The organism is Actinopolymorpha sp. B11F2 (assembly GCF_040195635.1).
GTDB lineage: Bacteria > Actinomycetota > Actinomycetes > Propionibacteriales > Actinopolymorphaceae > Thermasporomyces.
Window position 1 is genome coordinate 325,554 of sequence record NZ_JBEFTX010000002.1, and the last position, 25,259, is coordinate 350,812.

The window sequence follows — 25,259 nt, forward strand, 5'->3', positions numbered from 1 at the left end:
CATGTGATCCGCGGCCCCACCCGTGGGCCCCGACCCGAGGCCCACCCGTGGGCCTCGCCCACCGGTTCGCCACCGCTGGCCCGCATGTGGCCACCAGACGGAGGAGAAGACCACGGTGCCATCGACAGCACCCGACGAGTTGCGGCTCATGCATGTCCACGCCCATCCCGACGACGAGTCGAGCAAGGGTGCCGCCAGCACCGCACGGTACGTCGCGGAAGGCGTCGACGTTCTCGTGGTGACCTGCACTGGCGGCGAACGCGGCTCGATCCTCAATCCTGCGATGGACCGCCCGGAGGTCCTCGCCAACCTCGCCGACATCCGCCGCCAGGAGATGGACCGGGCGCGCGAGATCCTCGGGATCGACCAGGCGTGGCTGGGCTTCGTCGACTCGGGTTTTCCCGACCGCGACAATCCGGAGCCGTTGCCGGACGATTGCTTCGCGGCGACGCCTCTCGAGGACGCGGCCGCCCCGCTGGTGAAGGTGATGCGCGAGTTCAAGCCGCACGTCGTGACGACGTACGACGAGAACGGCGGATACCCGCACCCGGACCACATCATGTGTCACAAGGTCACCATCGCGGCCTGGGAGGCGGCCGGGGACCCGGACGCCTATCCCGAGGCAGGCGACCCCTGGCAGCCGCTCAAGCTGTACTACCACCACTCGTTCCACCGCGAGCGTACGAAGGCGCTGCACGACGAGATGGTGCGGCGCGGTCTGGAATCCCCTTATGCCGACCGGCTCAAGGACTGGAAGCCCGACCCGGCACACGCCGCCCGGGTCACGACCCGGGTGCCGTGCGGTGACTACTTCGCCGTACGCGACAAGGCGTTGCTCGCCCATGCCACGCAGATCGACCCGAACGGGGCCTGGTTCGCCTGCCCGCACGAGGCGCATGTGGCCGCCTGGCCCACCGAGGACTTCGAGCTGGCCCGCAGCCTCGTCGAGTCGCCGGTGCCGGAGGACGACCTCTTCGCGGGAATACGGACGCCGGTGGCCTCGACCGGCGGCGCCGACGGTCGGGGTGCGGCCGAGTCGTGCGGTGCATCTGACTAGGGCCTAGGGCGGAGACACGCCTTGTGCGCAGGAGACCGGGACCTGCGTCGGCGGCTGCTGGTGAGGGCTCCGGCCGCGAGGTACACGATGGTGTCAGGGATGTTCCTGTTCCACGACCGGGAAGGATCAACACAACCCATGCCGTCCGTTCAGCCGCTCGGAGTCCTGGCCGCTGCGCCACGTGATCCGAGCCAGTGGGTCGGGCCGGGCCTGCTCGGTTTCGTCGTGATCGTGTCGATTGGTGTGGCGACCTTCCTGCTCTGGCGCAACATGAACAAGCAGCTTCGCAGGGTCAAGTTCGAGGAACGCCCAGGTCGGAGCGGTCGAGGTGCGCCGTCGTCTTCGGCACTCCCGGACGGGTCTCCCGCGTCCGCAGCCGACACGTCCGACCAGGGAAGCGGCGGGCACGCCGCAGAGTCCACGGCCGCAGAGGGCACGGCCGGGGATTCGCAGGAGTCCACGGGTACCGCCGATCGCTGACGTCGTCCGCGGGACCTCGCGACGCCGCATGACCTTGACGTGACCCCGTCATGACGTCACTATGACGTCATGACGACGCGACGGCGACAGCAATGGTGGGCAGCATCGTTTCGGCCCCTGCGGAGGAAGAGCTTCCTGCTGGTCTGGTGCGCCGGACTCATCTCGATGTCTGGTGACTGGGCACTCAAGATCGCGTTGCCGATGCTGGTGCTCGAGGGCACCGGATCGGTGGCCGCGACCAGTGGCGTCGCCATCGCGGGCGTCCTTCCGACACTCTTCTTCGGCGGGGTGGCAGGGGTCTTCGTCGACCGATGGGACCGCCGCAGGGTGATGCTCGTGGCATCGCTCGGGCAGGCCCTCGCGGTGCTTCCGCTGGCGGTGATCGACGGGCCAGGCACGGTCTGGGTCTGCTACGCCGTCACGTTCGCCGTCGGGACTCTGGCCCAGTTCGTTCAGCCCGCGGAGTCGGCGCTCCTCCCGTTGCTCGTCGACGCCAAGGACCTGATCGCGGCCAACTCGCTCAACGCCGTCAACAACAACCTCGCCCGGCTGGTGGGGCCCGCCCTCGGTGGGCTGGTCGCCGCATGGGCTGGACTCACCGCCGTGGCGTACGTCGACGCCGCCACATTCGTGGTGGCGGCACTCCTGCTGGCCTGCGTCCGCGGCACGTACGCGGCAGCCGGGATGGACCGGCTCGCGGGGGGCGTCGCGACGGAGACGCCGAGCGATCGGCGGTTCCTTCGGTCGTACGCCAGGATCGGAACGGAGCTGGTCGATGGCCTGGCGTTCATCGCGCGTTCGCGGGTGCTGGTCGTGCTCATCGCGACGTTCACGGTGACGTCGGTCGGCGAAGGCCTCATGGGTGCCCTCTTCGCCGTGTACGTCAAGGAAGGGTTGCACGGTGGCGTCACCGAGGTGGGCTGGCTGATGTCGGCACAGGCGGTCGGCGGCATCGTCGGGGGAGTGGTGGCCGGCTGGTTCACGCGCTTCTCGCCGATCCGGTTGCTCACCGTCGGCGCGGCCGTGTTCGGTGTCATCGACGTGGTGCTCTTCGCCTATCCACTCGCCTGGTCGGCGTTCTGGCCGGCGATGGTGCTGCTGATCCTGGTCGGCGTTCCAGCGGTCCTGGTCAGCTCGACCGTTACGGCGCAGATCCAGGGAGCGGCACCCGACGAGTTCCGCGGACGCGTGTTCGCGGTCATGGGTACCTCGATGGGTCTCGCGATGATGCTCGGTGCCGCGCTCGGTGGCGCGTTCGGTGACGACCTCGGAGCCATGGCGATGCTGATCTGGCAGGGCGCGGGATACCTCGTCGCCGGTCCGGTGGTCGGCCTGTTGCTCGGCGGTCGCGCGTTGGCGAAGGCACGCCGTACAGCTGCGGCGGTGCCTGCCGCGGTAGGCGCTAGCATGGCGAGCCCGATCACCGAGCGTTCGATCACTGAGACCTCGATCGGCGAGCCATCGAACGCCGGGCCATCGATCAACGGGGACTCGATCAACGGGGACTCGATCAACGGGGACTCGATCAACGGGGACTCGATCAACGGGGACTCGATCCGGAGGTAGGCGTGACCAACCCGGCACCATCAGCGACGGCGACAACTTCCACGGACACCGCCTCAGCAACGCCGGCAGCTTCCGCGACGTCGGCGGGCACCGGGTCGCCGGCGGGCGTGGCGCGTCCCTCGTTGGACGAGGTGGTCGAAGCCGGCTGGGCCGCTGCCCTCCAGCCGGTCGCGAAGCGGATCAGCGCGATGGGTGACTTCCTACGTGACGAGATCGCTGCCGGTCGGGCGTACCTCCCCGCGGGCGCCAATGTGCTGCGCGCCTTCCAGCAGCCGTTCGCCGACGTTCGCGTCCTCATCGTCGGCCAGGACCCCTATCCGACGCCCGGCCATCCTGTCGGGCTGAGCTTCTCGGTGGCGCCCGACGTCCGGCCGATCCCGCGCAGCCTGCAGAACATCTACCGGGAGTACGCCGCGGACCTCGGCCACGCGTTGCCCGCCAACGGCGACCTCACGCCCTGGTCCGAACGCGGCATCCTGCTGCTCAACCGCTCCCTGACCGTCGAGCCCGGCCGTCCCGCGTCCCACCGTGGCAAGGGCTGGGAAGAGGTCACCGACCAGGCCATCCGCGCCTTGGTCGCGCGCGGCACCCCGCTCGTGGCGATCCTGTGGGGGCGTGACGCCCAGGGCCTTCGGCCGCTGCTCGGGTCGGTGCCACGCATCGAGACCGCCCATCCCAGCCCGATGTCGGCGGACCGGGGGTTCTTCGGGTCGCGTCCGTTCAGCCGGGCCAACACCCTGCTGGCCGACCAGGGCGGGGAGCCGGTCGACTGGTCCCTGTAGGCCCTGGGTTCCGAACGGTTGACCGGCTCCGGCCGGCATTTTGCCCTTTCGTGTGCTGTACTCCTTTGCGGGATCTCGAGTGAGCTCGATCCAGGCAAGTGGGGGGAACCATGCACGTCAAGCGCGTCCCGTACCGGAGCCGTGGCCGCTGGCCGGCAGTCGCTGCCGCCGGCGTCGTGCTCCTTCCCGTCGTTCTGCTCGGTTGTGGCGGCCCCGACATACCGCCGCGCGAGGCACGCGACGCGGTCAGCGGGTTCGCCACCGAGTGGTCGCGCGGGAAGGCGGCGCAGGCGGTCGACCCGCACACCGCACGCACCGCCGCCACCACGGTCCGCGACCTGAACGAGTCGCTCACCATCACGACGACGACCGTGACACCCAAGGGGAAGTTGGCCTGCCTCGACGACGACCAGGCGGAGTCGATCAACGCCGGCCGTGGCGTCTGCCGGCAGAACCTCGCCGTGACCCACGAACTCGCCGGCCTGGGCCGGTGGCGCTACACGACCACGGCGGAGGTACGCGAGGACGCCGAGGGCGGCTGGGCCGTGTGGTGGACACGAGAGACCTTCCACCCGAAGCTCACCGGTACGACGAGGCTGGAGCGGCATCGGGCTCTGCCACCCCGCGCGTCGATCCTCGACCGCAACGGTGAACCGCTGACCGAGGAACGACCGGTCGTCCGGGTCGGCGTGCTTCCCGGCAAGGCGAAGCCGGACATGACCTACTACGAACTCGGCCGGAACCTCGGCATCGACGCGGCCGACCTGCGCAAGCGCGCCGATGCCGCCTCACCGAAGCAGTTCGTCGACGTTCTCGCCCTCCGTGAGCAGGCCTACGACGAACTCTCCTATGTTCTCGACGAGATCCCCGGCGTCACGACGAGGAAGGCCACGATGTCGCTGGCGCCCACGTCGTCCTACGCGCGCGGCGTCCTGGGCGTGATGTCACCTGCGACCGACAAGATGCTGAAGGACGCGGGACCACTGGCGGTGATCGGTGACCCGGTGGGGGTCAGCGGGCTGCAGCGCGCGTTCGAGGAACAGCTCGCCGGACGGCCCGGTGGTTCGATCGACGTGGTGGACGTACGCAACGGCAAGAAGTTGCACGAGGTCTACACGCTGGAGCCGCGGCCCGGCAAGGCACTGCGTACCACTCTCGACCCGTTCGCGCAGGAGGCCGCCGAGCACGTCGTCGAGGCGCAGGAGAAGCCGACCTCCATCGTGGCCGTCCGGGCGAGTACCGGTGAGATCCTCGCCGCCGCCAACGGTCCGGGGGTGACGTCGTACAACCGCGCGTTCGTCGGTGAGTATCCGCCGGGCTCGACGTTCAAGGTCGTCTCGGTCGCGGCTCTCCTGGAGAACGGCCTCAGCATGGTCGAGTCGGTGGAGTGCCCGGCGGAGACCAACGTGGGTGGGAAGCGGTTCAAGAACGCGCACAACATGAGCCTGCCGAACGGGCCGACGTGGAATGCGTTCGCGTTCTCGTGCAACACCACCGTCGTCAACCGGGCGGAGAACCTCGCCGACGGCGACCTCGTCGCGATGGCACAGCGGTTCGGGATCGGTGCGGACTGGGATCTCGGCCTGCCGGCGTACTCCGGTTCGGTGCCGGAGCCGAAGGACCTGGTAGACCGGGCCGCCACCATGATCGGGCAGGGGCGGGTCCTGATGAGCCCGTTGGGCATGGCGCTCGTGGCGGCGGCGGTCGACTCCGGCCAGCCGCGTGCGCCCGTGCTGGTGCCGAAAGTGAAGCCCGGTGGGCCGGTGGGTGAGAACCTGCCGGCTGGGCTGCGGACGAACCTCCGCGAACTGATGCGGAGAGTGGTCGAGTCCGGGTCGGCTCGGAGTCTTGACCTGATCGGCGAGCCCGTGCATGCGAAGACCGGGACGGCCGAGTACGGCAACGAGAGCCCGCCGCGTACGCACGCGTGGATGATCGGCTTCCGCGGCGACATCGCGTTCGCGGTCGTCGTCGAGGACGGCGGCGGGGGCGGTCGCGATGCGGGGCCGGTGGCGCGGTCGTTCCTTCAGGAGTCCCGCTTCGTCCAGTGAGGCGGAACTCATGTCCCTGATCATGAAGACTTCTGGGGGAGGACTCCGGGAGGCTTCATGATCAACGCCTCGCCTGTGGTCGTTCATGCGGGAGGCACGGCGTGGCAGGCCGCTCAGCTGATCGGTCCGGCGTCGCCAGACAGGCCATAGACTCGAAGGTATTGGCCGGTCGGTGCGTGTGCGCGGACGTTACGCGGTACCTGTGCCGTCACGCCGGACGACGTGATCAACGCGTGGCCGCTGCAACTATTGTCTGCGTTCCTCCGCCGGAAGGGCAGGAGAGGGACCTACGAACATGGCGATCACGGTGGCTCTCGCCGGTGACACGATGCTCGGTCGAGGTGTGGCCGAACGCCTGCGGGAGTTCGGTCCGCGGTCGGTGTTCGCTCCAGAGATCCGTGACGTTGTCCGGACCGCCGACGTGTGTGTCGTGAACCTCGAGTGCTGCGTTTCGGACCGTGGTGAGCCTTGGCCCGCCCCAGGCAAGCCGTTCTTCTTCCGGGCGCCACCGGTGGCGGCGGAAACGCTTGCCTGGTTGGGTGTCGACTGCGTGACCCTGGCCAACAACCATGCGCTGGACTTCGGCAAGCAAGCCCTTCTTGACACCCGGTCGTTGTTGGCTGCGGCTGGCATCGCAAGCGTCGGTGCGGGCGCGACGGAGGACGAGGTGCGTGAACCCGTCGTCCTCGATGCTGCTGGAGCACGCCTCGCGGTGGTCGGCGTCACCGATCATCCCGCTGACTACACCGCGGGTCCTGGCCGCGCCGGTGTGGCGTACGCCGACCTGCGCGAGGGTGTTCCCGCGTGGCTGGCGAGGAACGTCGGCGCCCAGCATCGTGCTGCCGGTGTCGACGCGGTACTGGTCTCTCCGCACTGGGGACCGAACATGGCGTCGGAGCCGTTGACCTATGTGCGCGAGGCGGCCGGGGCGTTGCTGGCGGCCGGTGCCACGTTCGTGGCCGGCCATTCGGCGCATGTCTTCCACGGTGTCGCAGGGCCGGTCGCCTACGACCTGGGCGACTTCGTCGACGACTACCGGGTCGATCCGTACCTCCGAAACGACCTTGGGATCCTGGTACTGCTGACGCTCGACGGGGACGGCCCGCGGCGGATGCGGATCGTGCCGCTCGGGCTGGACTTCTGCTTCACGCGGCTGGCGTCTGAGGAGGAGTACGCCTGGATCGCGCGGCGTCTCGTGGCGGCCTGTGCGGCCCTCGGGAGCGAATGGGAGATCCGCGACGAGAAGGACCAGCTCGTGCTCGACCGCCCTCGGCTTTGAGGCAGGGCGGCTCGGGACCCTGGTCGTGTTCCAGCCAGGTTGGCCGGCCAACAACGGCACCTTGCAGGTCTTGCGCACTCGTGGGCGCGCGGCAGGTCTGGGAGGATGCCTCGATGCTCCTCGTCCACGACGTCGACCTCCACCCCGGTGTCGCGCCGCCGGTGCGGATGAGGAGGTCCCGCTCGCGCCGGGACACCGCAGCTGCAGCCTGGAAAGCGATTGACGTGGGCGAGAGGATCGGACGCGTGACCGACGAAGTCCTGGAAGCGTTCCGTGACGAGGCGGAGGCGCTCGACAGCGTGGTCGAGAAGCTGAGCACCGACGACTTCCGCCGTCCGACCAACTGCCCACCGTGGGACGTCAAGGAGCTGATCATCCACATCGCAGTGGTCCTCCCGCCGTATCCGCTCCGGGTGGCGGACTCGTCCACGCCGGGCATAACCGAACCCGACGACTACTACCGGCGTCCCGACCGCACGCGCCCGGACTACCACGGCGGGATCGCCGACCGGGCCGTCGAGACCGCCGCCGAGATCGCCGCCGAGATCGCCGCCGAGATCGCCGCCGAGATCGCCGACGGTGCCGCCGCCGGCAGGCTGCTGGCCGCCGGCGCGTGCGCTGATCGGTGGCCGCTGCTCTCATGACGCTCATGACCCAGACGATCCAGGTCGCAGGCCTCGTCCAACCGGCGGAGATCCTCATCGACGAATGGGGAATCCCGCACCTCTACGCCGAATCCGCCGACGACGCGTTCTTCGTCCAGGGGTTCAACGCCGCCCGCGACCGGCTGTTCCAGATCGACCTGTGGCGGCGGCGCGGCCTCGGCCTGCTGTCGGAGGCGTTCGGGCCGGACTATGTCGAACGCGACCGGGCGGCGCGGCTCTTCCTCTACCGCGGCGACATGGCCCGCGAGTGGGCGGCGTACGGTCCCGACGCCGAACGCGTTGCGACCCGGTTCGCCGCGGGCATCAACGCCTACATCGCCTACGTGGAAGAAAATCCTGACGCGATGCCGCCGGAGTTCGCGATGCTGGGACATCGACCCGATCGCTGGCGGCCCGAGGACGTCGTCCGTATCCGCAGCCATGGGATCGCGCACAATCTGCTGCAGGAGGTGGCACGCTCCGACACGGGCAGCAGCCTGGGAATCGCCGCCGATGTCGTGCGACAGCACCTGAAACCACGGTGTCAACCGCACCTTGCTGAGGGCCTCGACCTGCACCTTCCCGATGACCTGCTGCGGGTCTTCGAGCTCGCGACCCAGCCCCTGGTGTTCGCCGACGACCCGCGCGACCCGCTGGGCGAGGGCACGCTCGGGGAGTACGCGCCGGACAGTCGTTCCGCTGCGCGCGGGCACCACCCTTCCGGCGAGGGGAGCAACAACTGGGTCGTGGCGGGCACACGCACGACGACGGGCCGGCCGATCCTGGCGAGCGATCCGCACCGGTCCTACGCGACCCCGTCGCTGCGCTACATCGCCCACGTGTCGGCACCAGGACTGGACGTCATCGGTGCCGGTGAGCCAGCGCTCCCGGGCGTGACGCTCGGCCACAACGGCAAGGTGGCGTTCGGGTTCACGATCTTTCCCATCGACACGCAGGACCTCTACGTCTATGAGCTGGACCCGGCCGACCCGACGCGCTACCGGTACGCCGGCGACTGGGAACGGCTGCGGATCATGCGGGAAACCCTCGCTGTCAAGGGAGAGTCGCCTCGTCAAGCCGACCTTGCGTTCACCCGGCACGGCCCGGTGATCTACGTCGACGCCGAACAGCACAAGGCCTATGCCGTTCGTTCGACCTGGTTCGAACCAGGAACGGCGGCCTACGTCGGCAGTCTCGCCTGTCTCCGCGCCGCTGACGCCGAGGAGTTCCGCGCGGCGCTGGCGGGGTGGGGAAGTCCGGGCGAGAACCACGTGTACGCCGACGTCGCGGGCAGCATCGGGTGGACGGCCGCAGGGCTGGTGCCGCGAAGGCGGGGATGGGACGGGCTGTTGCCGGTGCCAGGCGACGGACGGTACGAATGGGACGGTTTCCTTCCCGCCGAGGATCTTCCGCAGATCGTCGATCCGCCAGAAGGGTTCGTGGCGACGGCGAACCAGTTCAACCTGGCTGACGACCAGCCGGCCGATCGCGTACCCAGCTACGAGTGGCCCGACCCGGCCCGGCACCAGCGGATCGTCGAGGTTCTCGCGTCCCAGCCCGCGCACGCGCTCAGCGACTCCATGCAGCTGCAGGTCGACCAGCTTTCGGTTGCCGCGCGTGAGGTGACGGATCTGCTCGACAAGATTCGGGTCGACGACGACCCACAGGTCACAGCCGCGGTCCGACTCCTCCGCGACTGGGACGCCGTCGAGTCGGCAGACTCGGCAGCCGCCGCGCTGTACGAGGTGTGGGTCTCCCGGCATCTCATGCCGGGCTTCGTCCGCGCCGTCCTCCCTCCCGGTGGGCCGGACGTGGTGGACGACGTCGATCCGCACGGGCTGCGCGAGGCCCTCCGCGATCCGGCGCGATGGTGGGGAGCTTGGGGAGCCGAGGCGACGGAACGACGCGACCTCCTGTTGACGTCGACGTTGCGCGACGCCTACGCCGAACTCGTGCAGCTGCTGGGACCTGACCCGTCGCGCTGGGCCTGGGGTGATCTGCACGTCAACCGGCAGCGCCACCCGCTCGGTCACCTCGATTCCAGCCTGGACGTCGGGCCGATGCCTGTCGGCGGGTCGGGGACCACCGTCAACGCAGGCCCGTACTACTCGCCCGACCTCGTACAAACGATCGGTGCGTCGTTCCGGATGGTGCTCGACGTCGGCGCCTGGGACAACTCGATGGCCATCAACACACCCGGACAGTCCGGCGATCCACGCAGTCCGCACTACCGCGACCTCGCGGAGACCTGGCGACGCGGCGACTACGTACCCCTCCTCTACAGCCGTGCCGCCATCGAAGCCCGCACGTCCGTACGCCTCCACCTGCAGCCTGCGGCCGACCCCACGTGATCATGATCGTGATCATGAAGGTTTGCCGGCGTATCTGCCGCTTTCCCTTCATGATCATGAGAGGGCGGCGCGCCCTTACTGCATCGGCGGCGCGCACTTACTGCATGACGAGAGAGCGGCGCGCCTCTACTGCAGGTTCACCAGCATCCCGCCGTCGACGAGGATCTCCGCGCCGTTCATGTACGCCGACTCCGGCTGGGACAGCAGCCAGATCATCCCCGCGATATCGGCGGGTTCGCCGACCCGGCCGACCGGAATGCGGCCCCCCAGGTAGTCGAGCTTCGCGGTGTTCGTCCAGTCGGCACGGTTGATGTCGGTCGCGATCGCGCCCGGCAGTACCGCGTTGCAGGTGATCCCATGCGGCCCGAGCACGATCGCGAGACTCTTCATCAACGAACTGATCCCCGCCTTCGTCGCGCAGTAGTGCACCTGTCGTGAACCGCCCACCCAGGCAGAGATCGACGACACCGAGATCACCCGACCGCCGCGTCCGGCGTCGACCATCGCCTTGGTGAAGGCCTGGGTCACCAGGAAAACGCCGCGCAGGTTGACGTGCTGGACCCGGTCCCACAACTCCAGGTCGATGTCGAAGAAGTCCGCGAACGGGCAGATTCCCGCGTTGTTGACCAGGACGTCCAGCGGTCCCCATTCCGCGTGCACCGTCTCGGCCATCGCCCGCACCGCATCCGGGTCGGCGACGTCAGCTTCCACGAGCAGCGCCGCGCCACCGGCGTCCTCGACGAGTTGGCCCGTTTCCTGCGCGTAGGAAAGCTCTCCGGGGGGATAGTTGACCGCCACCCTGGCACCCTCGGCGCCGAACCGGGCGGCCGTCGCGCGCCCGATCCCGCGCGCGGATCCGGTGACGAGAACCTGGCGCGGACGGGTCGCTTCAACTGCCGCCACCGACGCCGCGTCCGGAGTGCTCATGCCACCCTCCCGCCCGGGAAGCGTTCGAGGTTTCCGAGATCATAAAGCGGTACGACGAGATCGGCCTTCTCGCGGACCCTGGAATAGGTCGAGATCGCCTCGTACATGTTCTCGTTGATTCCGATCGGGATGTTCTTCTCGACATTCTCGCGGACGAAGTAGCTGTCGGAGATCGCGGCGACCCCCGCTGGTGTGTCGACCTCGACGACCACAGACGCGCGGTGGTGGACGCCTGACCACCAGGTACGCAGGCCGGGAGCGAGTTCGTCCTCGTCGGCGAGCAGGCGTACCCGTGGCCACGCCTCGGTCACCAGGTGCACGAGGATGTCGTCCGGCAGGGACGTGGCCCGATTGTCGTGTGGATGCGCGTGTGTGGTGTGGAAATGCACCCAGCCACGCTCGGCGATGCAGATCTGCGCCCTGCTGAACAGCGCCACGTTGCTGACCGTGTAGAGCTGCAGCGGCGTCAGTACGACGTGCGTGACGTCCGCGGGAGTGACGCCATGCTTGGCGAGCTGGTCGACGATGAACTCGTCGGGCTCCCGGCGCATCATCGCCCGCTCGCCCAGCACGGTGGCCCAGTGCGCGTTCATCGGACCGAGGTCCCGGGCGGGGCCCGTGTTGACGAGAGCGGTCACACCGTCACCGCGGATGAGGACCGCCTGGAACAGCAGGGTGTGCCACTGGTCCCAGTCGCTCATCCAGAACAGCTCTGGGCCCGGGATGTCGCCTCGACCCACGGGGAGCACCTGGACGCTGTACGTACTCATCGGACGCTCACCACTCCTCGTTGCGTTCGCCTGCGACCACTGGCTGCTTCTGCGTTCATGATCACGTTCGTGATCACCGTCAGGATCACGATTCCCGTCACGACCATGGTCCCGGCCACCGTCATGATCACGAACCCGGTCGCCGTCATGATCACGATCAGGGCGGTCCTCATGATCAGCGACATGATCACGTTCATGATCATGAACGCGGTCACTGCGCGCCGCGAACGTCCACGGCGCGAGCCGGCCGGTAGCCGAGCGCCTCGGACATCCGTTGGGCGGCACCACTCAGCAGCATGTGGGCGCGTTCGCGATGCGCGGGGGTGAACCGGATCGCCGGCACCGACACGCTCATCGCGGCCACGACACGCCTGCTGTAGTCGAAGATCGGCACGGCGACGCACCGGATGCCCATCGTGTACTCCTCGTTGTCGATGCAGAACCCCCGCCGCCGCACGTGCTGCAGGTGCTCACGCAGCTGCGCCTTGTCGGTGATGGTGTGGGAGGTGATGGGTTGGAGCGGCCCGCCGGCCAGCCTCGCGTCGAGCTCCTCCTGGCCGAGTCCGGCCAGCAACACCTTGCCGACGCCCGTGGCGTAGGCGGGCAGCCGCCGGCCGACCTCCGATGCGAGCGTCAGGGTTTGCCGCCCGTCGACCTTGGCGACGTAGACGTTGTGAAGCCCGTCGAGCACCGCCAACTGCACCGTCTCGTCGATGCCGTCGCGGATCTTCTCCATCAGCGGCACGGCCCGCTCGACCAGGCCGAGCGCGCGGGTGTAGGCGTTGCCGGCTTCGAGCGTACGGATGCCGAGCGCGTACGCCCGCTGGTCGGGATCGAAGTCCGCCCACCCGCGTTCGACGAGGGTCCGGAGCAGGCCGTGGAGGCTCGACCGCGGATACCGGAGGGCCTGGGCGATCTCGGTGAAGGTCAGCGGCTGTTCGTGCCGGGTCATCAGTTCGAGGATCGCAAGCGTCCGTTCGGCCGACTTCACCGCGCCCTTGGTCATGTCGTTCACGGCGGTGCTCCCTGGTCGAGCTCCGGGGCCCCGTCGTGGCCGCCCTGGCAGCTCCTGCGATGGCGATTCGGGTATGTGAACACCTGTTCAGCAAGCTGAAACTGCGCATAACCTACGCCGACAAAGGGCGTGAGGGCCAGTGTGTTTCGTCGAGGAGACAGATTCATCGAGGTGAAGTCGTGCCGCATCGATCAGGTCACCGCGAACTCTTCGAAGGCTTCGCTGCTCCCCAGGCCGCGTTCTCGCCGGCACCGATCTGGTGGTGGAGTGGCGAACGCGTCGAGCTCGACCGGCTCCGCTGGCAGCTCGACCAGTTGGTCGAGGCGGGCGTCCACAACATGGTGGTCCTCAACCTCGCACCCACCGGCCCGACGTACGGCTCGCTCGCCGACGACCCACCCCTGCTGAGCGAGGAGTGGTGGGCGCTGTGGGAGGGCCTATGCGAGTACGCGGGGAAGCGCGGCGCCCTGCTGTGGTTCTACGACCAGATCGGCTTCTCCGGCGCCAACCTGCAGGGTCGGCTCGTCACCGCGCACCCGGAGTACGCCGGTGCGTCGCTCGAACGGGTGGTGCAGGACGTCGACGGCCCGGTCGAGCTGGTCTGCCCGGCTGCCGGTTCGCCGATCTCGGCCTGCGCACTTCCGCTCTCCGCCGACGGCCCCGAGGCCGCGGGCACCGTTTCGGGACCGCCGATCCCGCTGCAGGTGGTCGACGGCCGCGTCCGCTGGGACGGCGCCGAACCCGGTCGGCACCGCGTCATGCTGGCGTACGCCCTGCGCCAGGGGTTCGACTACACCTCCGCCGACGCCTGCGCGGCGCTGCTCGACATCGTGCACGGGGCATTCGAACGCCGGCTCGGCCCTTACCTCGGGACCGTCATCGTGGGGTCCTTCCAGGACGAGCTCCCGACCCTGCCGAGTTGGGGTCCGGCGTACGCCGACGAGTTCGGCAGGCGTCGCGGCTACCGCATCGAGGACACGATCGCCGCCCTCTGGGAGGCCGTTCCTTCCTTTCCAGGGGGCCTCGACCCGGCCCGGGTGAGGGCCGACTACCAGCGGGTTCGGGCGACCCTCGCCGAGGAGGCGTTCTTCCAACCCCTGCACGCCTGGCACGAACGCCACGGCCTGACCGTCGGAGTCGACCAGCAGAGCCCGGCGCGGGCGGGGGAGCCGCTCGGCTCCACCCGGCAGTACGCCGACTACATGCGTACGCACCGGTGGTTCAGCGCGCCCGGCAGTGACCACCACGGCGAGGCGAAGATCCACAGCTCGCTGGCCCAGCACTACGGCCGGCCGCGCACGTGGATCGAGTCGTTCCACTCCAGCGGCTGGGGCGGGACGCTGGAGGAGACGTTCGACTGGCTGATGCCGTGGCTGCTCGCCGGCGCGAACCTCTACAACCCGCACGCCGTCTACTACTCCACGCGCGGCGGTTGGTGGGAGTGGGCGCCGCCGAGCACCTGCTGGCGTCAGCCGTACTGGCGGCACTACAAGCACTTCGCCGACACGGTGAGCCGACTGTGCTGGCTGCTGACCCGGGGCGAGCACGTCTGTGACGTCGGGGTGCTGTACCCGTCCGCGACCGTGCAGTCCGCGACGCTGGTGGCTGGCGCGCTGCCGGAGGGTACGCGGGCGCACGAGACCTACAACGCGATCGTCGGACGGATGGTGTGGCACGACCCGGCGCGTGGCGTGCTGCACCGGGACGACCGGGACTTCGTCGTGCTCGACGACGACACCGTTGCGGCGGCGCGGGTCGCGGACCGTGCACTCCACACGCGGGCGGCGTCGTACCGCGCCGTCGTCCTGCCGTCGTGCCGGTTCCTGGAGAGCGCGACCGCGAAGGTGCTCGCCGACTTCTGCGCGGACGGTGGACTGCTGGTGGTCGTCGGCGATCCGCCTGAGCACGCCGACACCGACGACGGTGAAGAGGCGGTACGCCGGCTGCGGCACATGCTGGCCACGGGTCTGGCCACGGGGACCGTCGTCCAGGTGGCATCGCCGGAGGCTCTGCCGGCGGCCCTCAACCGGCTCGAGCGACCCGTCGCGGTCGACGGCCCGACGCTGCGTCGCCGGGTGGGCGAGCTCGAGGTCCTGCTCGTCCCGGCGGAGCCGACCGGGTGGGCGACCCGGTTCTCGGGCGGCCGCGACTGGATCCGCGGACTGTGGAAGAAGGGCTACGACTTCGACTCTGCCCGGCGACGGGACGCGGTGGTCCTACGCCTGGACCCGGCGGCGGACGACATCGAGCAGTGGGATCCGGTGTCGGGCACGAGCCGGCCCGCCGACGCGCGGCGACTCGGCGACGGCACGGTCGAGGTCACGGTGCGGTTCGACGAGGCGCCAGCCGCGGTCCTGGTGTGGCGGCGCGCACCAGACGACACAGCGGTGGCCGGCGACGCGTGCGCGGGAAAAGCGGCAGGCGGCGCCGCTGCAGAGATGGTGGAGGTCCCGCTGGGTGGTGCGTGGTCGGCGTCGCTCGTCCGCACGCTCGACAACCGCTACGGCGACCTGGCGCTGCCGGCGGGCAGCGATCCGTTCCCCGTTCAGCAGTGGCGTCTGCGCCACCAGCCGGAACCCCCGGCCGCGGGCACCTCCACGCCCGCGGCGGCGGCCGCGTCCACGCTCGCGGTCACGGCCGACTGGGCGCGGCCCGACCTCGACGACAGCGGATGGTCCGACGTGCTCGTCGGGCAGGGTACGTTCGCGTGGCGGACCGCGCCGCTGGCCGCCGACGCCGTGCCGCCGCCTCTGCCGGCGGGTCATGACGGGCCGCTCGACGGTTCGGGTTGGACACCTGTCCGCTACTCCCTCTCCTGCGGCATCGAGAAGGATCCCTTCCAGGCCATGATGCTGGGCCCGAAGGCACGAGTGCCTGACGACTTCTGGCATGTCGCCGGGGTGAAGGCGGGACAGGTGGTGGCCTTCCGGACCAGCCTTCCGGCGAAGCGGTCCGGCACGGTGACGCTCGCGGTGGAAGCCAATGGCGCCAAGGACGTCTGGTGGAACGGCGAACCGCTCGGGCCCGACCCCGGTGGCTTCCTCCGCCTCGACCAGGTACGGGCACGGGCCGGCGACAACCTGCTGGAGGTCCGTGTCACGGCCGACGTCAAGTGCGACCTGCGCGGCTACTGGGCGCTCACGACGGATCCGGACGCCTTCGCCCGCCCGGCCTGGCTGGTGCCGGAGGACGGGACCGTCCGCGGGACCGAGCTCGTGGCGCGCGGCGTCCTCACCCTCCCGGCGACTCGCCTTCAGCGGGCTGTGTTGCAGCTGGGCACCGAGGGTCCGGCACGACTTGTCGTTGCGGGTAAGGAGATCGCGACTCAGGGGGCGTTCGAGCCGTACGGCGGGCAGGACCGCGTGCTGCCGTACGACGTTACGGAGCACCTGGTGCCCGGCGACAACCCGATCGAGGTCCGCTTCACCGACATCGGCCGGCCGCTGGCGGTCTTCGCCGACGCGGCGATCGAGTTCGCCGACGCGACGACGTCGACGTTCGTCACCGACGCCTCGTCGTGGACCTTCACGCGGGACGACCTGCCGGTCGGAACGGCGTTGCGACGCTTGCAGCCCTACGATCCGCGGTTCGCGTGGCTGCGCCCCAGGCCACATCCGCTGCCGCGCGCGAGCTGGCTCGAACCCGAGGTCGCGGACGGCAGCGTGCTCGACCTCGTGCCCGAGGCGCGGCCGGGGGCACCCAAGCCGGCCGAGTGGTTCCGGCTCGTCGTACCGCCCGGCGCGACCTCGGCGACCATGCCGGTCGCGTCGGAGCGGGTGCAAGCCTGGCTTGACGGGGTGGAGATCCCTGTGACACAAGGCGGGGTGGCGTTGCCGGGACCTGACGTGGAGGGCCGGGTTCTCGCCGTACGCATCGAGCCGATCGACGGACGCTCCGGCGGGGCGCTGTGGGACGGTCCGGTGGAGTTCGAGTGCGGGGAAGGGCAATTGTCAGCTGGCCCGTGGGCCGACGCCGGGCTGGGTTCGTACTCCGGCGGCGTCCGCTACCGACGTCAAGCCCACCTTGACGGTGTTCCGGGATCGGCGGTGCTCGACCTCGGAGCCGTGCGTGGCACCGCCGAGGTGGTCGTCAACGGCCAACCCGCCGGTGTGCGCATCTGGTCGCCGTACCGGTTCGACCTCTCCGGACTCCTGCGCAACGGCGCTAACGAGGTCGAGGTGACGGTCTACAACACCCTCGCGCCGTACCTCGACGACTGCTCGCCGACGATGGGAGTCTTTCCCGGGCAACGGTTGTCGGGCCTGCTCGGTCCGGTCACCCTGCGGACCGCCGCACAGCCCACCGCGATGCAGCCGGCCGCCAGACCGAGGACGGCCACACCAGGGACAGCCGCACAGCCAGAGGGGAGCTGAGACGTCGATGGCACTGCCGAGGATCCGGGAGGTCCGGGCGTACGTCGTCCGTGGCGGCGGCGCCGACTACCACGACCAGACCACCAAGCACTGGATCGACGACCACGTGGCGACGCCGATGGCCCGATATCCGGAGTACCGCGAGAGCCGGCAGGCGTTCGGTCTCAACGTCCTCGGCACGCTGGTCGTCGAGGTCGAGGCGGACGACGGCACCGTGGGGTTCGCGACCACGACGGCGGGGGAGCCGGGTGCGTACATCGTCGAGAAACACCTCGCGCGCTTCGTCGAGGGCGCGCCCGCGACGTCGATCGAGAAGATCTGGGACCAGATGTATGCCTCGACGCTCTTCTATGGCCGCAAGGGAATCGTGGTCAACTGCATCAGCGCGGTCGACCTCGCGCTCTACGACCTGCTCGGCAAGCTCCGTGGCGAACCGGTGTATGCACTGCTGGGCGGGCCGGTGCGCGACGAGCTGGTGTTCTACGCGACCGGCGCGCGTCCCGACCTTGCGGAGAAGCTGGGCTTCATCGGCGGCAAGCTGCCCCTGCAGCACGGACCGGCCGAGGGTCCGGGCGGCATGCAAGCCAACCTTGACAGGCTGCGGTCGATGCGTGAACGGGTGAGCGATGACTTCTTTCTCGCCTGGGACTGCTGGATGTCGCTCGACCTCGACTACGCCACCCGGCTGGCGCTCCGTTGCGCCGACCTCGGGCTGAAGTGGATCGAGGAGGCGCTGCCGCCCGACGACTACTGGGGCTACGCCGAGCTGCGCCGCCGCGTGCCGACCGGCATGTGGGTGACGACCGGTGAGCACGAGTGGACAAGGTACGGATTCCGGCTGCTGCTGGAGATGGGGTGTGCCGACGTCATCCAGCCGGACGTCAACTGGTGCGGGGGAATCACCGAGCTGGTCAGGATCGCGGCACTTGCCGACGCCCGCGCCGTACCTGTGATCCCGCATGGCTCGAGCGTGTATTCGTACCACTTCGTGATCACGCGGCAGAACAGTCCGTTCTCGGAGTTCCTGATGATGCATCCCGAGGCGAGCGAGGTCGTGCCGATGTTCCACCCGCTGCTGCTCGACGAGCCGGTGCCGGTGGGTGGCCGGTTGCGGCTGCCTGAGACCCCTGGCTTCGGCGTACGCCTGAACCCCGATGCCCACCTCCACCGCCCCTACACGCACGAGCCGAGCGCCCTTTGACAGCAGGGAAATTCGAAGGTCACCCCACCGGGACCTGAAGCCGCCCATGCCGGGCGGATGGACGTACAGGGAAGCCGATCAGCGCTTGCGTGCACTGGAACCTGGGTGATCTTGACGTGCTGTCGTCCCCTCCTCACGGTGAAGGCGTCAGTGGATCTTCTGAGCTGTGTCCCGACGACTCCGGACCAGAAGTCGAAGGGACGTGAGGAGGAGCACCGAGAATGCGACTGCGTAAGGCATGTGCCGCACTGTTGTGTGTGATTGCGTCTCTGTTCGTCGCCCAGGTTGCGAGCGCGCCGGCAAGTCTCGCCGACAGCGGTCGCCACTGCTGCTGATCCAGCCAACCGCACCGATGAAGGTGGATTCCCACGCCTGGACGGGTGGGAATCCACCTGTGTGACAGGCCACGGACGAAGGCCGTCGCCGACAGCTCGGTTGATCGGAACTCCTCGCCACGCAACCTCGCCATCGTCAGCGGGGGCGGAGAAGGCGGAGCATCACGAAGGCCGGGCGCTCCGCGAGCTTCGCGTGAACCTCGGGAAAGCGGCGGCAAAGCTCCTCCGATGGCTGGGGTTCCACGAGGCGTTCGATGAGGAAACCGGCGTCCGTCGCTTCAGCACAGGTGGCAGTGAGCGGTTGCCGCCAGTACCGCATGTCCCAGTCGTCCTTCCAGACCTCCTCCACCAGTTCGACGTCGAAGTAGCTGCCGCCGTGATTCAGCCAGTCCTCCATCGGGTGGGCGGTGGAGAGCACCAGTCGCCCGCCCGGGCGCAGGACCCGGAACAGCTCCCGCAGCACCGCCCGCCGGTCGTCCAGGTGGTGGATAACGAGTGCGAGGACCACGGCGTCGAACGTCTGGTCCGCCAGCCAGTCGAGCGGCTGGGAGAGGTCATGGACACGAAGCAGTTCCGCCCGGTCACCGAGCCGACTCTGGGCGAGTTCGACCATGCCCGCACTCTGGTCGAAGCCGACGACGGATGCGCCGCGGGCGAGAAGCTCGTCTGCGTAGAGGCCGGGACCACAGCCGGCGTCGAGAACCCGCTGGCCGTCGACGTCGCCCAGCAGCTCCAACACCGCCGGCCGGTCGAGCAGGGCGTTGTAGGCGCCGTTCGCGGCATGACGTTCGAAGTCGTCAGGACGCCGTTCGTAGATTGTGCTCACGGCAGGTTCCTCTCTCACGCGTGTCGGGTCCGGCCAGCGGTCCAGGGCACCCTCTGGCGGGTGGTCCGCGCAACTGCATTGTCCGAACGTAGGAATGAATCCGCGCCGCCAGGGTCAGGCGCCGGGGCGCACCGGGTCGAGTCCCTCCGCCTTCGCTGCATCGAACAGTGCCCGGTCATAGGTGACGAACCCGGTCAGCTCCTCGCGGATTGCCAGCGCACTGGCCAGGTGGATGGCGCCGAGGCTTCGCAGCCAAGGGTCTCCGATCTCGGCGGCGTCCTCGATGATGTCGGCGGTGAGTGCCACCACATCCAGGCTTCCAAGGTGCGCGCGCGTATGGGGGAGGGCATCTGCGAAGTGGCGTCGGCATGCTCGGATCACTTCGAGGCGGGCCAGCTCCGAGGTGACGTGGCGAGGTCCGTGGTGCGCGACGATCCACTCCTCAAGGGCTGGACTCTCCGCCTCACCATGCACGAGTTTGATGAGTGCCGAGGAGTCGAGGTAGATCACGGCAGCCGTTCCTCGCGCATGTCGTCGAGCATCTCCTCGGCTGTGGGCTCTCCAGCACGTGCCGGGCGTCGGCTGGGCAGGTGGAATGGCCGGGAGGCAGGGATCAACCGCCCCTCGGCGATCAGGCGTTCGCGCGCGGTGATCTCGGCGGGCGGGGGCACGAGAAGCGCGACCAGTCGGCCGCGCTCGGTGACCTCCACGGTCTCTCCGGCCTTCACCTTGTCGAGGTAGCGGCTGGCGTGCTGGCGCAGCTCCCGGACTCCGATGCGTTCCATGCCGAACCACTGTAGCACCTCTGGTGCTACAGTAATCGTCCACTCGGGGGATCGGGGAAGGTAGGGGTGTCGTCGTGCAGGACGACGGTGAGGACTGCGGCGTGACGGCGGCCGAGGTGGCGGTGATGGCCCCGGCGCACGGGCATACGACCAACGAGTGCGGCGAAGTCCAGGTCGAGCTCCTTGCTCGACCGACGATCGCCGATCTCGCGACGGTCGGCATCTGGCGGGTCCACGGTCCAGAGCGTGACTGGTCCCTCGTGTGCAAGGTCATCCGGCATGCCGGCGGCGCCGGCACGACGTGGCGCTCGCACCCCGACCCGGACCACCCGTTCTACTGGCGGCGGGAGGCGGAGGCGTTCGGGAGCGACCTGCTCGCGGGCCTTCGTGACGGGCTCCGGGCGCCCGCCTGTCACGGCGTCGTGGACCGGGCCGATGGCACCACGGCGATCTGGATGGAGGACGTCGCTGGCCTACCCGCCTCCCACTGGTCACTCGACCGCTATCGCCGCGCGGCAAGGGATCTCGGCCGGATGCAGGGCCGCCTTGCCGACGCCCCGGCACTCGTCGAGCGGTGGCTCAGCCGCGACTGGCTACGGGTCTACGTCGACCGCCGGTCTGTCCACTGCGAGATCCTGGACGACCCGCGCGCCTGGTCCCACCCAGGCGTCGAGGCGGTCGTGCCGGCCGGTCGGGCCTGGGCCTTCCGGCAGCTCTGGGCCGATCGGCACCGCTTCCGGTCGGTCCTCGACAACTACCCCAGAACCCTGTGCCAGTTGGACTTTCACCCAGGCAATCTCTTCGACGTCGACGGCGACACCGTCGTCATCGACTGGGCGTTCGCCGGCGTCGGCGCCCTCGGTGAGGATGCCGGAACCCTGCTCGTCGACGCGGTCGCCGACTTCCGGCTGGAGCCAACCCTGCTACCGGAGCTGTTCGAGAACCTGGTCGACGGCTACGCGGCCGGGCTCGCCGACGGTGGTTGCGTCCGTCCGGTGGATGACGTCCGCAGGGCGATAGCGGCCGGGGCGACGGCGAAGTACGGCTGGCTCGTTCCGGCCGTCCTGTCGGCGTTCCAGCAGGGGCGTACGACACTGAACGGGCGGCCGATCGAGGAGGGCGCGCGGGCCTGGGTGGCCGTGGCGGAGTTCCTGGTCACGGAGGCGCCTGACGGGCTTTGACCGCAATGTCCAGCCGCCCCTCCAGGCGTACGGCCCGCTACCCCTGCAGCCGTTGCCGGTAGGTGTGTGGAGCTGCCAAGCTGCCCGACAGGCTGTCGACGCGACCTGCGCGAATGCGAGGAGCGCCGGCAGCATCCGCTGCGGCACACCCCCAGTAGGGAGCACACGGATGTCAACCGATCACCGGGACACGGACCCGATGCGCAACGCCCTGGCCGGGCTGGTGCGCGAGGGCACGTTGTCGGAGGATCAGGCGCGGCGGGTCGGTGACGTTCTGCGCCGTTCGGGCGTCGCCCCCGCGCAGCCTCGCGACGTCCCGCCAGAACGCCGGGAGCGCGTGGTCGAGGTGCTGTCCTACCTCGGCGGCGCGCTGGTCATCGGTGCCCTGATTCTCATCGTCGGGTTGGCCTGGAGCGACCTGAACCGCGCCGGCAAGCTGGCGATCTGCGGCGGGGCCACCGTCCTCCTCCTCGTGGCGGCCATGGCGGTCGGCGGGCTGGTGCGTACGGCGATGCGGCCTACCGGGCGAGGCGAACCCGGATCGGCCGACTCCGGCAACCGACAGCGCGACACGCTCGCCGCCACCCTCGGTGCGCTGGGCTCCGGCGGTGCGGCGTTCACGGTCGGTGTCGCCATCGACGTGGACGGGTTCAGAGCGTTGGTCCTTCCCGGTGTCGCCATGGTCGTCGTGGCGGCCGCCAGCTACGTCATGTGGGGCAGGGCGCCGCTCGTCTGCGCGGCCTTCGGTGGTGGACTGCTGATCGCCATCGCGCTGATCGACATGCGTCCGCAGGCATGGTCGGCGCTCGTGCTGACCGGCATCGTGTTGATGGCGTACGGCGCCCTGTGGATCGGCCTCGGCCGGATCCTCGCCGAACGCGACGTCGCCGGAGTCCTCGGCGGCGCCATCGGCCTGATCGGTGCCGAGCTCGCCAGTATCGAGAACGACTACGCCTGGGTGGGTCTGCTGCTGGGTCTGGTGGGCATCGCGGCGATGTTCGCGATGTTCTGGACCAGCCGCCGCTGGTGGTACGCGGTGTTCGGGGCGGCCGGCGCACTCGTCATCCCGCCGACCGCGCTGGGCGTGATGTTCGACAACGCCCTGCTCGTGGGTGTCGTCCTGCTGCTCATCGGCGTGGGGTTGATCGTGGGCGCCGTCGCGACCCTACGCAGGCGGGGGCGGCTGTCGTCGCGGCCGCCGGCCGATCCCGGCGAGTCCTCGTGACCGCCGTCTCAGCTCGGGCCCAGGAGGTCGCCGAGTTGACGGGCGGCGGCGAGGGCGCGGGCGGCGTCCTCGGCGGACCGGCTGCTGACGGTTCGCCGTAGCTCCCGCTCCAGTTGCACCGACACGGCGTCCGGATCTGCCTGGTCGCTGTGCAGGCGCAGGAAGCGGTACCAGTCGAGGATCCGGATGCCCAGCACCTCCAACTCGTGCGAGGCCTGGATGAACTCGTCCATCAGGCCACGCACCCGCGCGACCCGGCCGAAGTTCTTCCCGCCGTCGTACGCCGGCTGGTCCGCGATCTGCTCATCCTTGCCGGGGTAGGGGTGGGCGTCGGCCGGTGCGCGGACGCCGCGGTCAGCGCCCTTTGCGGCATCTCGGGCGTACTGCCAGTAGTGGTTGCGGTACTCGGCCGCCCACCGGGCCGACACGACATAGGGCTCGGCGGCCACCGGCGACCCGGACAGGACGTTGTCGAGGTACCACGGCACGACCACCAGCAGGTCGTGATCGGCACAGGCGGCGGGCGTCGTGGTGAACCGGAAACTCGGCTCGCCCTCCTTGGCCAACAGGAACCAGCCCTTGAGCTCGATGCCGAGCGCGATGTCGGGACCGCCCGGCGATCCTTTGCGCAGCAGGCGTACGTCGGGAAACCGTTGTGACTGACGTTCGAACGTGTAACCCAGCCACGCGTCGTCGGGATCCCACAGGGCACGCTGCTGGTTGAGTGCGGCGACCACCTGACCCTCGATCGACGTACCCAGCAAGGTGTTGAGACTGTGCAGGTCGGTCGCGTTGACGCCGGCGATGTGGTTGTGGAACTCGAAGTACGCCGCAAGGCCGGCCAGCACGACGCGGAGCCGCTGCTGGAGTGTGGTGCGCGGGTCGTCGGGGTCGAGGGCGGGCTCCGCCGGTGCGGGTGGTCCGAGCGGCGCATCCGGCGACGCGTCGAAGAGCCCGTCAGTGCTGGCGGTCACGTCGTCGCCGCCTCGCCACCCGTGCCGCGGGGGCTCGCGTCCGTGCTACAGGCCGGGTTCCCGCCCTGCCGCCCGGCATTCCCGCCCTGCCGCCCGGCATTCCCGCCCGCCGCCCCGCTGCCGCCTGTCGCGACGCTGCCACCTGTCGCGATGCTGCCGCCTGTGGCCGCGCTTCGGGCTGCCGCGTTCACGACGTCCGAGGTCGCCGGCGCGCCCGTCGCGCTTTCTCCCGCCACGGCAAGGTCGGGACGGTCGGAGGGGACGGCAGCCTCCTCCGCCGCCGGATTGGCCGCCGCTCGCGCCGACCGCAGGCGTTCGCGGGCGAGCTTCGTGAACTCCTTGTCGAGTTCGGCGACGTAGGCACGGCGGCCCAACGCGACCGCCGCGACCGAGCCCGACGCCAACCCGCCGAACGGTTCCCACACCACGTCACCGGGCACCGTCACCGCTTTGACCAGGCGTTCCATGAACTCCAGCGGCTTCTGGTTCAGGTGCGCCGAACTGCCGGCGGTCGGCCGGTAGACCCGCGGTGCAGCGCGCCGCAGGGTGCCCTTGAGCCGTTCGTCGTCGTGCAACGGTCCCCGGTGCCAGACATTGGTGATCCCGTGCTGGTGGTTCCACCGGTGGCGCAGCGAGTCCCACTCCTTGGCCGTGACGACGCCCCGACCGTCGAGGCTGAAGTAGGGCCAACCAGTCTGTTGGCCCCGCTCGTTCGCGTACGTCGCGAGTTTCTCCAGCATCTCCCCGGGCGGCCAGTACCACAGCCAGTCCTGCGTGAGGTACTTCCTGGTCGCCGCATTGCGGACGCCGCACGCCTCGTTGGCGCGATAGAGCGGCAGGCCGCTACGTACCCACTCGTGACGCAGCCACTGCTGCACCGGGAGCGGGCCGTCGGGCGTGTCGATCGTGAATCGGCGTTGGTAGAGGACGCAGACCTCCGACACCACCGGAAACCGGCGGATCGTCTTGCCGTTGACGTTGCCCGCGACATGCGCGATGCCCTTGTCCCAGGTGATGGTCTGCACATAGTCCCACCCGTGCTCGACCAGCAGTGGATGGACAGTCGCCCAGCCCACCTCGGTGTTCCAGAACCAGAGTGTCGTGGCCGGGTGTGCGGCTGCGGACCAGGCTTCGACGTGCGGGCGGTACCACTCCACCAAGTCGGCGGTGCCGGTCGTGTCGCCGTGAAATCCGCGGACGCCATAGGCGCCGTCGCTGATGATCGTCACCGGCGTCGGCCAGCGGCGGTAAGCCTTGCTGACGTCGCCGTGACACAGCTCGTACGCCGGAACGCCCGGCCGTCGGCCGCGCGCCTTCCCCTCACCACCCACGCACCGCAGGCTAGCCCCGCCCGCCGACAGCGCCGCACCGGCTCGCCGCGCTCCCGTGCCCGCTGATCAACTTGTCAGAGGTTTGTCGCCTTCTATGCCGAGATAC

21 protein-coding genes are annotated in these 25,259 nt (G+C 69.5%); 12 read left to right on the forward strand and 9 right to left on the reverse strand.

Features of this window, described 5'->3' with window-relative positions:
* Nucleotides 1-148 precede the first annotated feature (148 nt).
* From mca to ABN034_RS05405, 8 genes are all read left to right on the forward strand, one after another.
* On the forward strand, nucleotides 149-1,057 hold the full coding sequence (mca, locus tag ABN034_RS05370) for a mycothiol conjugate amidase Mca (RefSeq protein WP_349690054.1): 909 nt from the start codon (nucleotides 149-151) through the stop codon (nucleotides 1,055-1,057).
* 138 nt (nucleotides 1,058-1,195) lie between these two features.
* Entirely contained in the window at nucleotides 1,196-1,537 is a 342-nt protein-coding gene (locus ABN034_RS05375) for a hypothetical protein (protein WP_349689860.1), read from the forward strand.
* Nucleotides 1,538-1,606: 69 nt separating this feature from the next.
* Entirely contained in the window at nucleotides 1,607-3,103 is a 1,497-nt protein-coding gene (locus ABN034_RS05380) for an MFS transporter (protein ID WP_349689861.1), read from the forward strand.
* A gap of 107 nt (nucleotides 3,104-3,210) precedes the next feature.
* Entirely contained in the window at nucleotides 3,211-3,885 is a 675-nt protein-coding gene (locus tag ABN034_RS05385; RefSeq protein WP_349689862.1) for a uracil-DNA glycosylase, read from the forward strand.
* 110 nt (nucleotides 3,886-3,995) lie between these two features.
* Nucleotides 3,996-5,936: a penicillin-binding transpeptidase domain-containing protein gene (locus ABN034_RS05390; protein ID WP_349689863.1), complete on the forward strand. Its 1,941-nt coding sequence runs from the start codon at nucleotides 3,996-3,998 to the stop codon at nucleotides 5,934-5,936.
* A 295-nt stretch (nucleotides 5,937-6,231) separates the two neighbouring features.
* Nucleotides 6,232-7,215: a CapA family protein gene (locus ABN034_RS05395; protein WP_349689864.1), complete on the forward strand. Its 984-nt coding sequence runs from the start codon at nucleotides 6,232-6,234 to the stop codon at nucleotides 7,213-7,215.
* 245 nt (nucleotides 7,216-7,460) lie between these two features.
* Nucleotides 7,461-7,859: a maleylpyruvate isomerase N-terminal domain-containing protein gene (locus ABN034_RS05400; protein ID WP_349689865.1), complete on the forward strand. Its 399-nt coding sequence runs from the start codon at nucleotides 7,461-7,463 to the stop codon at nucleotides 7,857-7,859.
* Nucleotides 7,860-7,864: 5 nt separating this feature from the next.
* Nucleotides 7,865-10,210 (forward strand): penicillin acylase family protein, encoded by a 2,346-nt coding sequence (locus ABN034_RS05405; RefSeq protein WP_349689866.1) that lies wholly within the window; start codon nucleotides 7,865-7,867, stop codon nucleotides 10,208-10,210.
* A gap of 126 nt (nucleotides 10,211-10,336) precedes the next feature.
* Here ABN034_RS05405 and ABN034_RS05410 read toward each other — a convergent pair whose 3' ends face one another.
* Genes ABN034_RS05410 through ABN034_RS05425 form a run of 4 tightly spaced genes read right to left on the reverse strand, consistent with a single transcriptional unit; the run spans nucleotide 10,337 to nucleotide 12,913 of the window.
* Nucleotides 10,337-11,137, reverse strand: coding sequence for an SDR family NAD(P)-dependent oxidoreductase (locus tag ABN034_RS05410; RefSeq protein ID WP_349689867.1), 801 nt, complete (start codon nucleotides 11,135-11,137; stop codon nucleotides 10,337-10,339).
* A complete protein-coding gene (locus tag ABN034_RS05415; RefSeq protein WP_349689868.1) occupies nucleotides 11,134-11,907 on the reverse strand; it encodes an MBL fold metallo-hydrolase in 774 nt (257 codons plus the stop codon). Before ABN034_RS05415 ends, ABN034_RS05410 begins: the two co-directional genes overlap by 4 nt.
* Nucleotides 11,904-12,098, reverse strand: coding sequence for a hypothetical protein (locus ABN034_RS05420; RefSeq protein ID WP_349689869.1), 195 nt, complete (start codon nucleotides 12,096-12,098; stop codon nucleotides 11,904-11,906). The genes ABN034_RS05415 and ABN034_RS05420 overlap by 4 nt, the downstream gene beginning before the upstream one ends.
* 20 nt (nucleotides 12,099-12,118) lie before the next feature.
* Entirely contained in the window at nucleotides 12,119-12,913 is a 795-nt protein-coding gene (locus ABN034_RS05425; protein WP_349690055.1) for an IclR family transcriptional regulator, read from the reverse strand.
* 188 nt (nucleotides 12,914-13,101) lie between these two features.
* Between ABN034_RS05425 and ABN034_RS05430 the strand changes: the two genes are divergently transcribed.
* Both ABN034_RS05430 and rhmD read left to right on the forward strand, forming a co-directional pair.
* Nucleotides 13,102-17,295: a hypothetical protein gene (locus ABN034_RS05430; RefSeq protein ID WP_349689870.1), complete on the forward strand. Its 4,194-nt coding sequence runs from the start codon at nucleotides 13,102-13,104 to the stop codon at nucleotides 17,293-17,295.
* Between the two features lie 7 nt (nucleotides 17,296-17,302).
* Nucleotides 17,303-18,496: an L-rhamnonate dehydratase gene (rhmD, locus tag ABN034_RS05435; protein WP_349689871.1), complete on the forward strand. Its 1,194-nt coding sequence runs from the start codon at nucleotides 17,303-17,305 to the stop codon at nucleotides 18,494-18,496.
* 471 nt (nucleotides 18,497-18,967) lie between these two features.
* Here the strand turns inward: rhmD and ABN034_RS05440 are convergent, their stop codons facing one another.
* From ABN034_RS05440 to ABN034_RS05450, 3 genes are all read right to left on the reverse strand, one after another.
* A complete protein-coding gene (locus ABN034_RS05440; RefSeq protein ID WP_349689872.1) occupies nucleotides 18,968-19,657 on the reverse strand; it encodes a class I SAM-dependent methyltransferase in 690 nt (229 codons plus the stop codon).
* 114 nt (nucleotides 19,658-19,771) lie between these two features.
* A complete protein-coding gene (locus tag ABN034_RS05445; protein WP_349689873.1) occupies nucleotides 19,772-20,167 on the reverse strand; it encodes a type II toxin-antitoxin system VapC family toxin in 396 nt (131 codons plus the stop codon).
* Nucleotides 20,164-20,442, reverse strand: a complete 279-nt coding sequence (locus ABN034_RS05450; RefSeq protein WP_349689874.1) for a type II toxin-antitoxin system Phd/YefM family antitoxin — start codon at nucleotides 20,440-20,442, stop codon at nucleotides 20,164-20,166. The genes ABN034_RS05445 and ABN034_RS05450 overlap by 4 nt, the downstream gene beginning before the upstream one ends.
* Nucleotides 20,443-20,516: 74 nt before the next feature.
* On the opposite strand from ABN034_RS05450, the gene ABN034_RS05455 reads away from it, so the two are divergent.
* Complete coding sequence (locus ABN034_RS05455) at nucleotides 20,517-21,623, forward strand: aminoglycoside phosphotransferase family protein (RefSeq protein ID WP_349689875.1); 1,107 nt, start codon at nucleotides 20,517-20,519, stop codon at nucleotides 21,621-21,623.
* A 169-nt stretch (nucleotides 21,624-21,792) separates the two neighbouring features.
* Nucleotides 21,793-22,848, forward strand: coding sequence for a DUF2157 domain-containing protein (locus ABN034_RS05460; protein ID WP_349689876.1), 1,056 nt, complete (start codon nucleotides 21,793-21,795; stop codon nucleotides 22,846-22,848).
* Nucleotides 22,849-22,856: 8 nt separating this feature from the next.
* Here ABN034_RS05460 and ABN034_RS05465 read toward each other — a convergent pair whose 3' ends face one another.
* Nucleotides 22,857-23,822: a hypothetical protein gene (locus tag ABN034_RS05465; RefSeq protein WP_349689877.1), complete on the reverse strand. Its 966-nt coding sequence runs from the start codon at nucleotides 23,820-23,822 to the stop codon at nucleotides 22,857-22,859.
* Nucleotides 23,819-25,153, reverse strand: coding sequence for a DNA methyltransferase (locus tag ABN034_RS05470; RefSeq protein WP_349689878.1), 1,335 nt, complete (start codon nucleotides 25,151-25,153; stop codon nucleotides 23,819-23,821). The genes ABN034_RS05465 and ABN034_RS05470 overlap by 4 nt, the downstream gene beginning before the upstream one ends.
* Nucleotides 25,154-25,259: the final 106 nt, after the last annotated feature.

What these genes read in the sequence shown, in the direction of transcription:
- mca (WP_349690054.1), top strand. Translation starts at nt 149, where the DNA reads ATGCATGTCCACGCCCATCCCGACGACGAGTCGAGCAAGGGTGCCGCC.
- ABN034_RS05375 (WP_349689860.1), top strand. Translation starts at nt 1,196, where the DNA reads ATGCCGTCCGTTCAGCCGCTCGGAGTCCTGGCCGCTGCGCCACGTGAT.
- ABN034_RS05380 (WP_349689861.1), top strand. Translation starts at nt 1,607, where the DNA reads ATGACGACGCGACGGCGACAGCAATGGTGGGCAGCATCGTTTCGGCCC.
- ABN034_RS05390 (WP_349689863.1), top strand. Translation starts at nt 3,996, where the DNA reads ATGCACGTCAAGCGCGTCCCGTACCGGAGCCGTGGCCGCTGGCCGGCA.
- ABN034_RS05395 (WP_349689864.1), top strand. Translation starts at nt 6,232, where the DNA reads ATGGCGATCACGGTGGCTCTCGCCGGTGACACGATGCTCGGTCGAGGT.
- ABN034_RS05405 (WP_349689866.1), top strand. Translation starts at nt 7,865, where the DNA reads ATGACCCAGACGATCCAGGTCGCAGGCCTCGTCCAACCGGCGGAGATC.
- ABN034_RS05410 (WP_349689867.1), bottom strand. Translation starts at nt 11,137, where the DNA reads ATGAGCACTCCGGACGCGGCGTCGGTGGCGGCAGTTGAAGCGACCCGT.
- ABN034_RS05415 (WP_349689868.1), bottom strand. Translation starts at nt 11,907, where the DNA reads ATGAGTACGTACAGCGTCCAGGTGCTCCCCGTGGGTCGAGGCGACATC.
- ABN034_RS05425 (WP_349690055.1), bottom strand. Translation starts at nt 12,913, where the DNA reads ATGACCAAGGGCGCGGTGAAGTCGGCCGAACGGACGCTTGCGATCCTC.
- rhmD (WP_349689871.1), top strand. Translation starts at nt 17,303, where the DNA reads ATGGCACTGCCGAGGATCCGGGAGGTCCGGGCGTACGTCGTCCGTGGC.
- ABN034_RS05450 (WP_349689874.1), bottom strand. Translation starts at nt 20,442, where the DNA reads ATGGAACGCATCGGAGTCCGGGAGCTGCGCCAGCACGCCAGCCGCTAC.
- ABN034_RS05460 (WP_349689876.1), top strand. Translation starts at nt 21,793, where the DNA reads ATGTCAACCGATCACCGGGACACGGACCCGATGCGCAACGCCCTGGCC.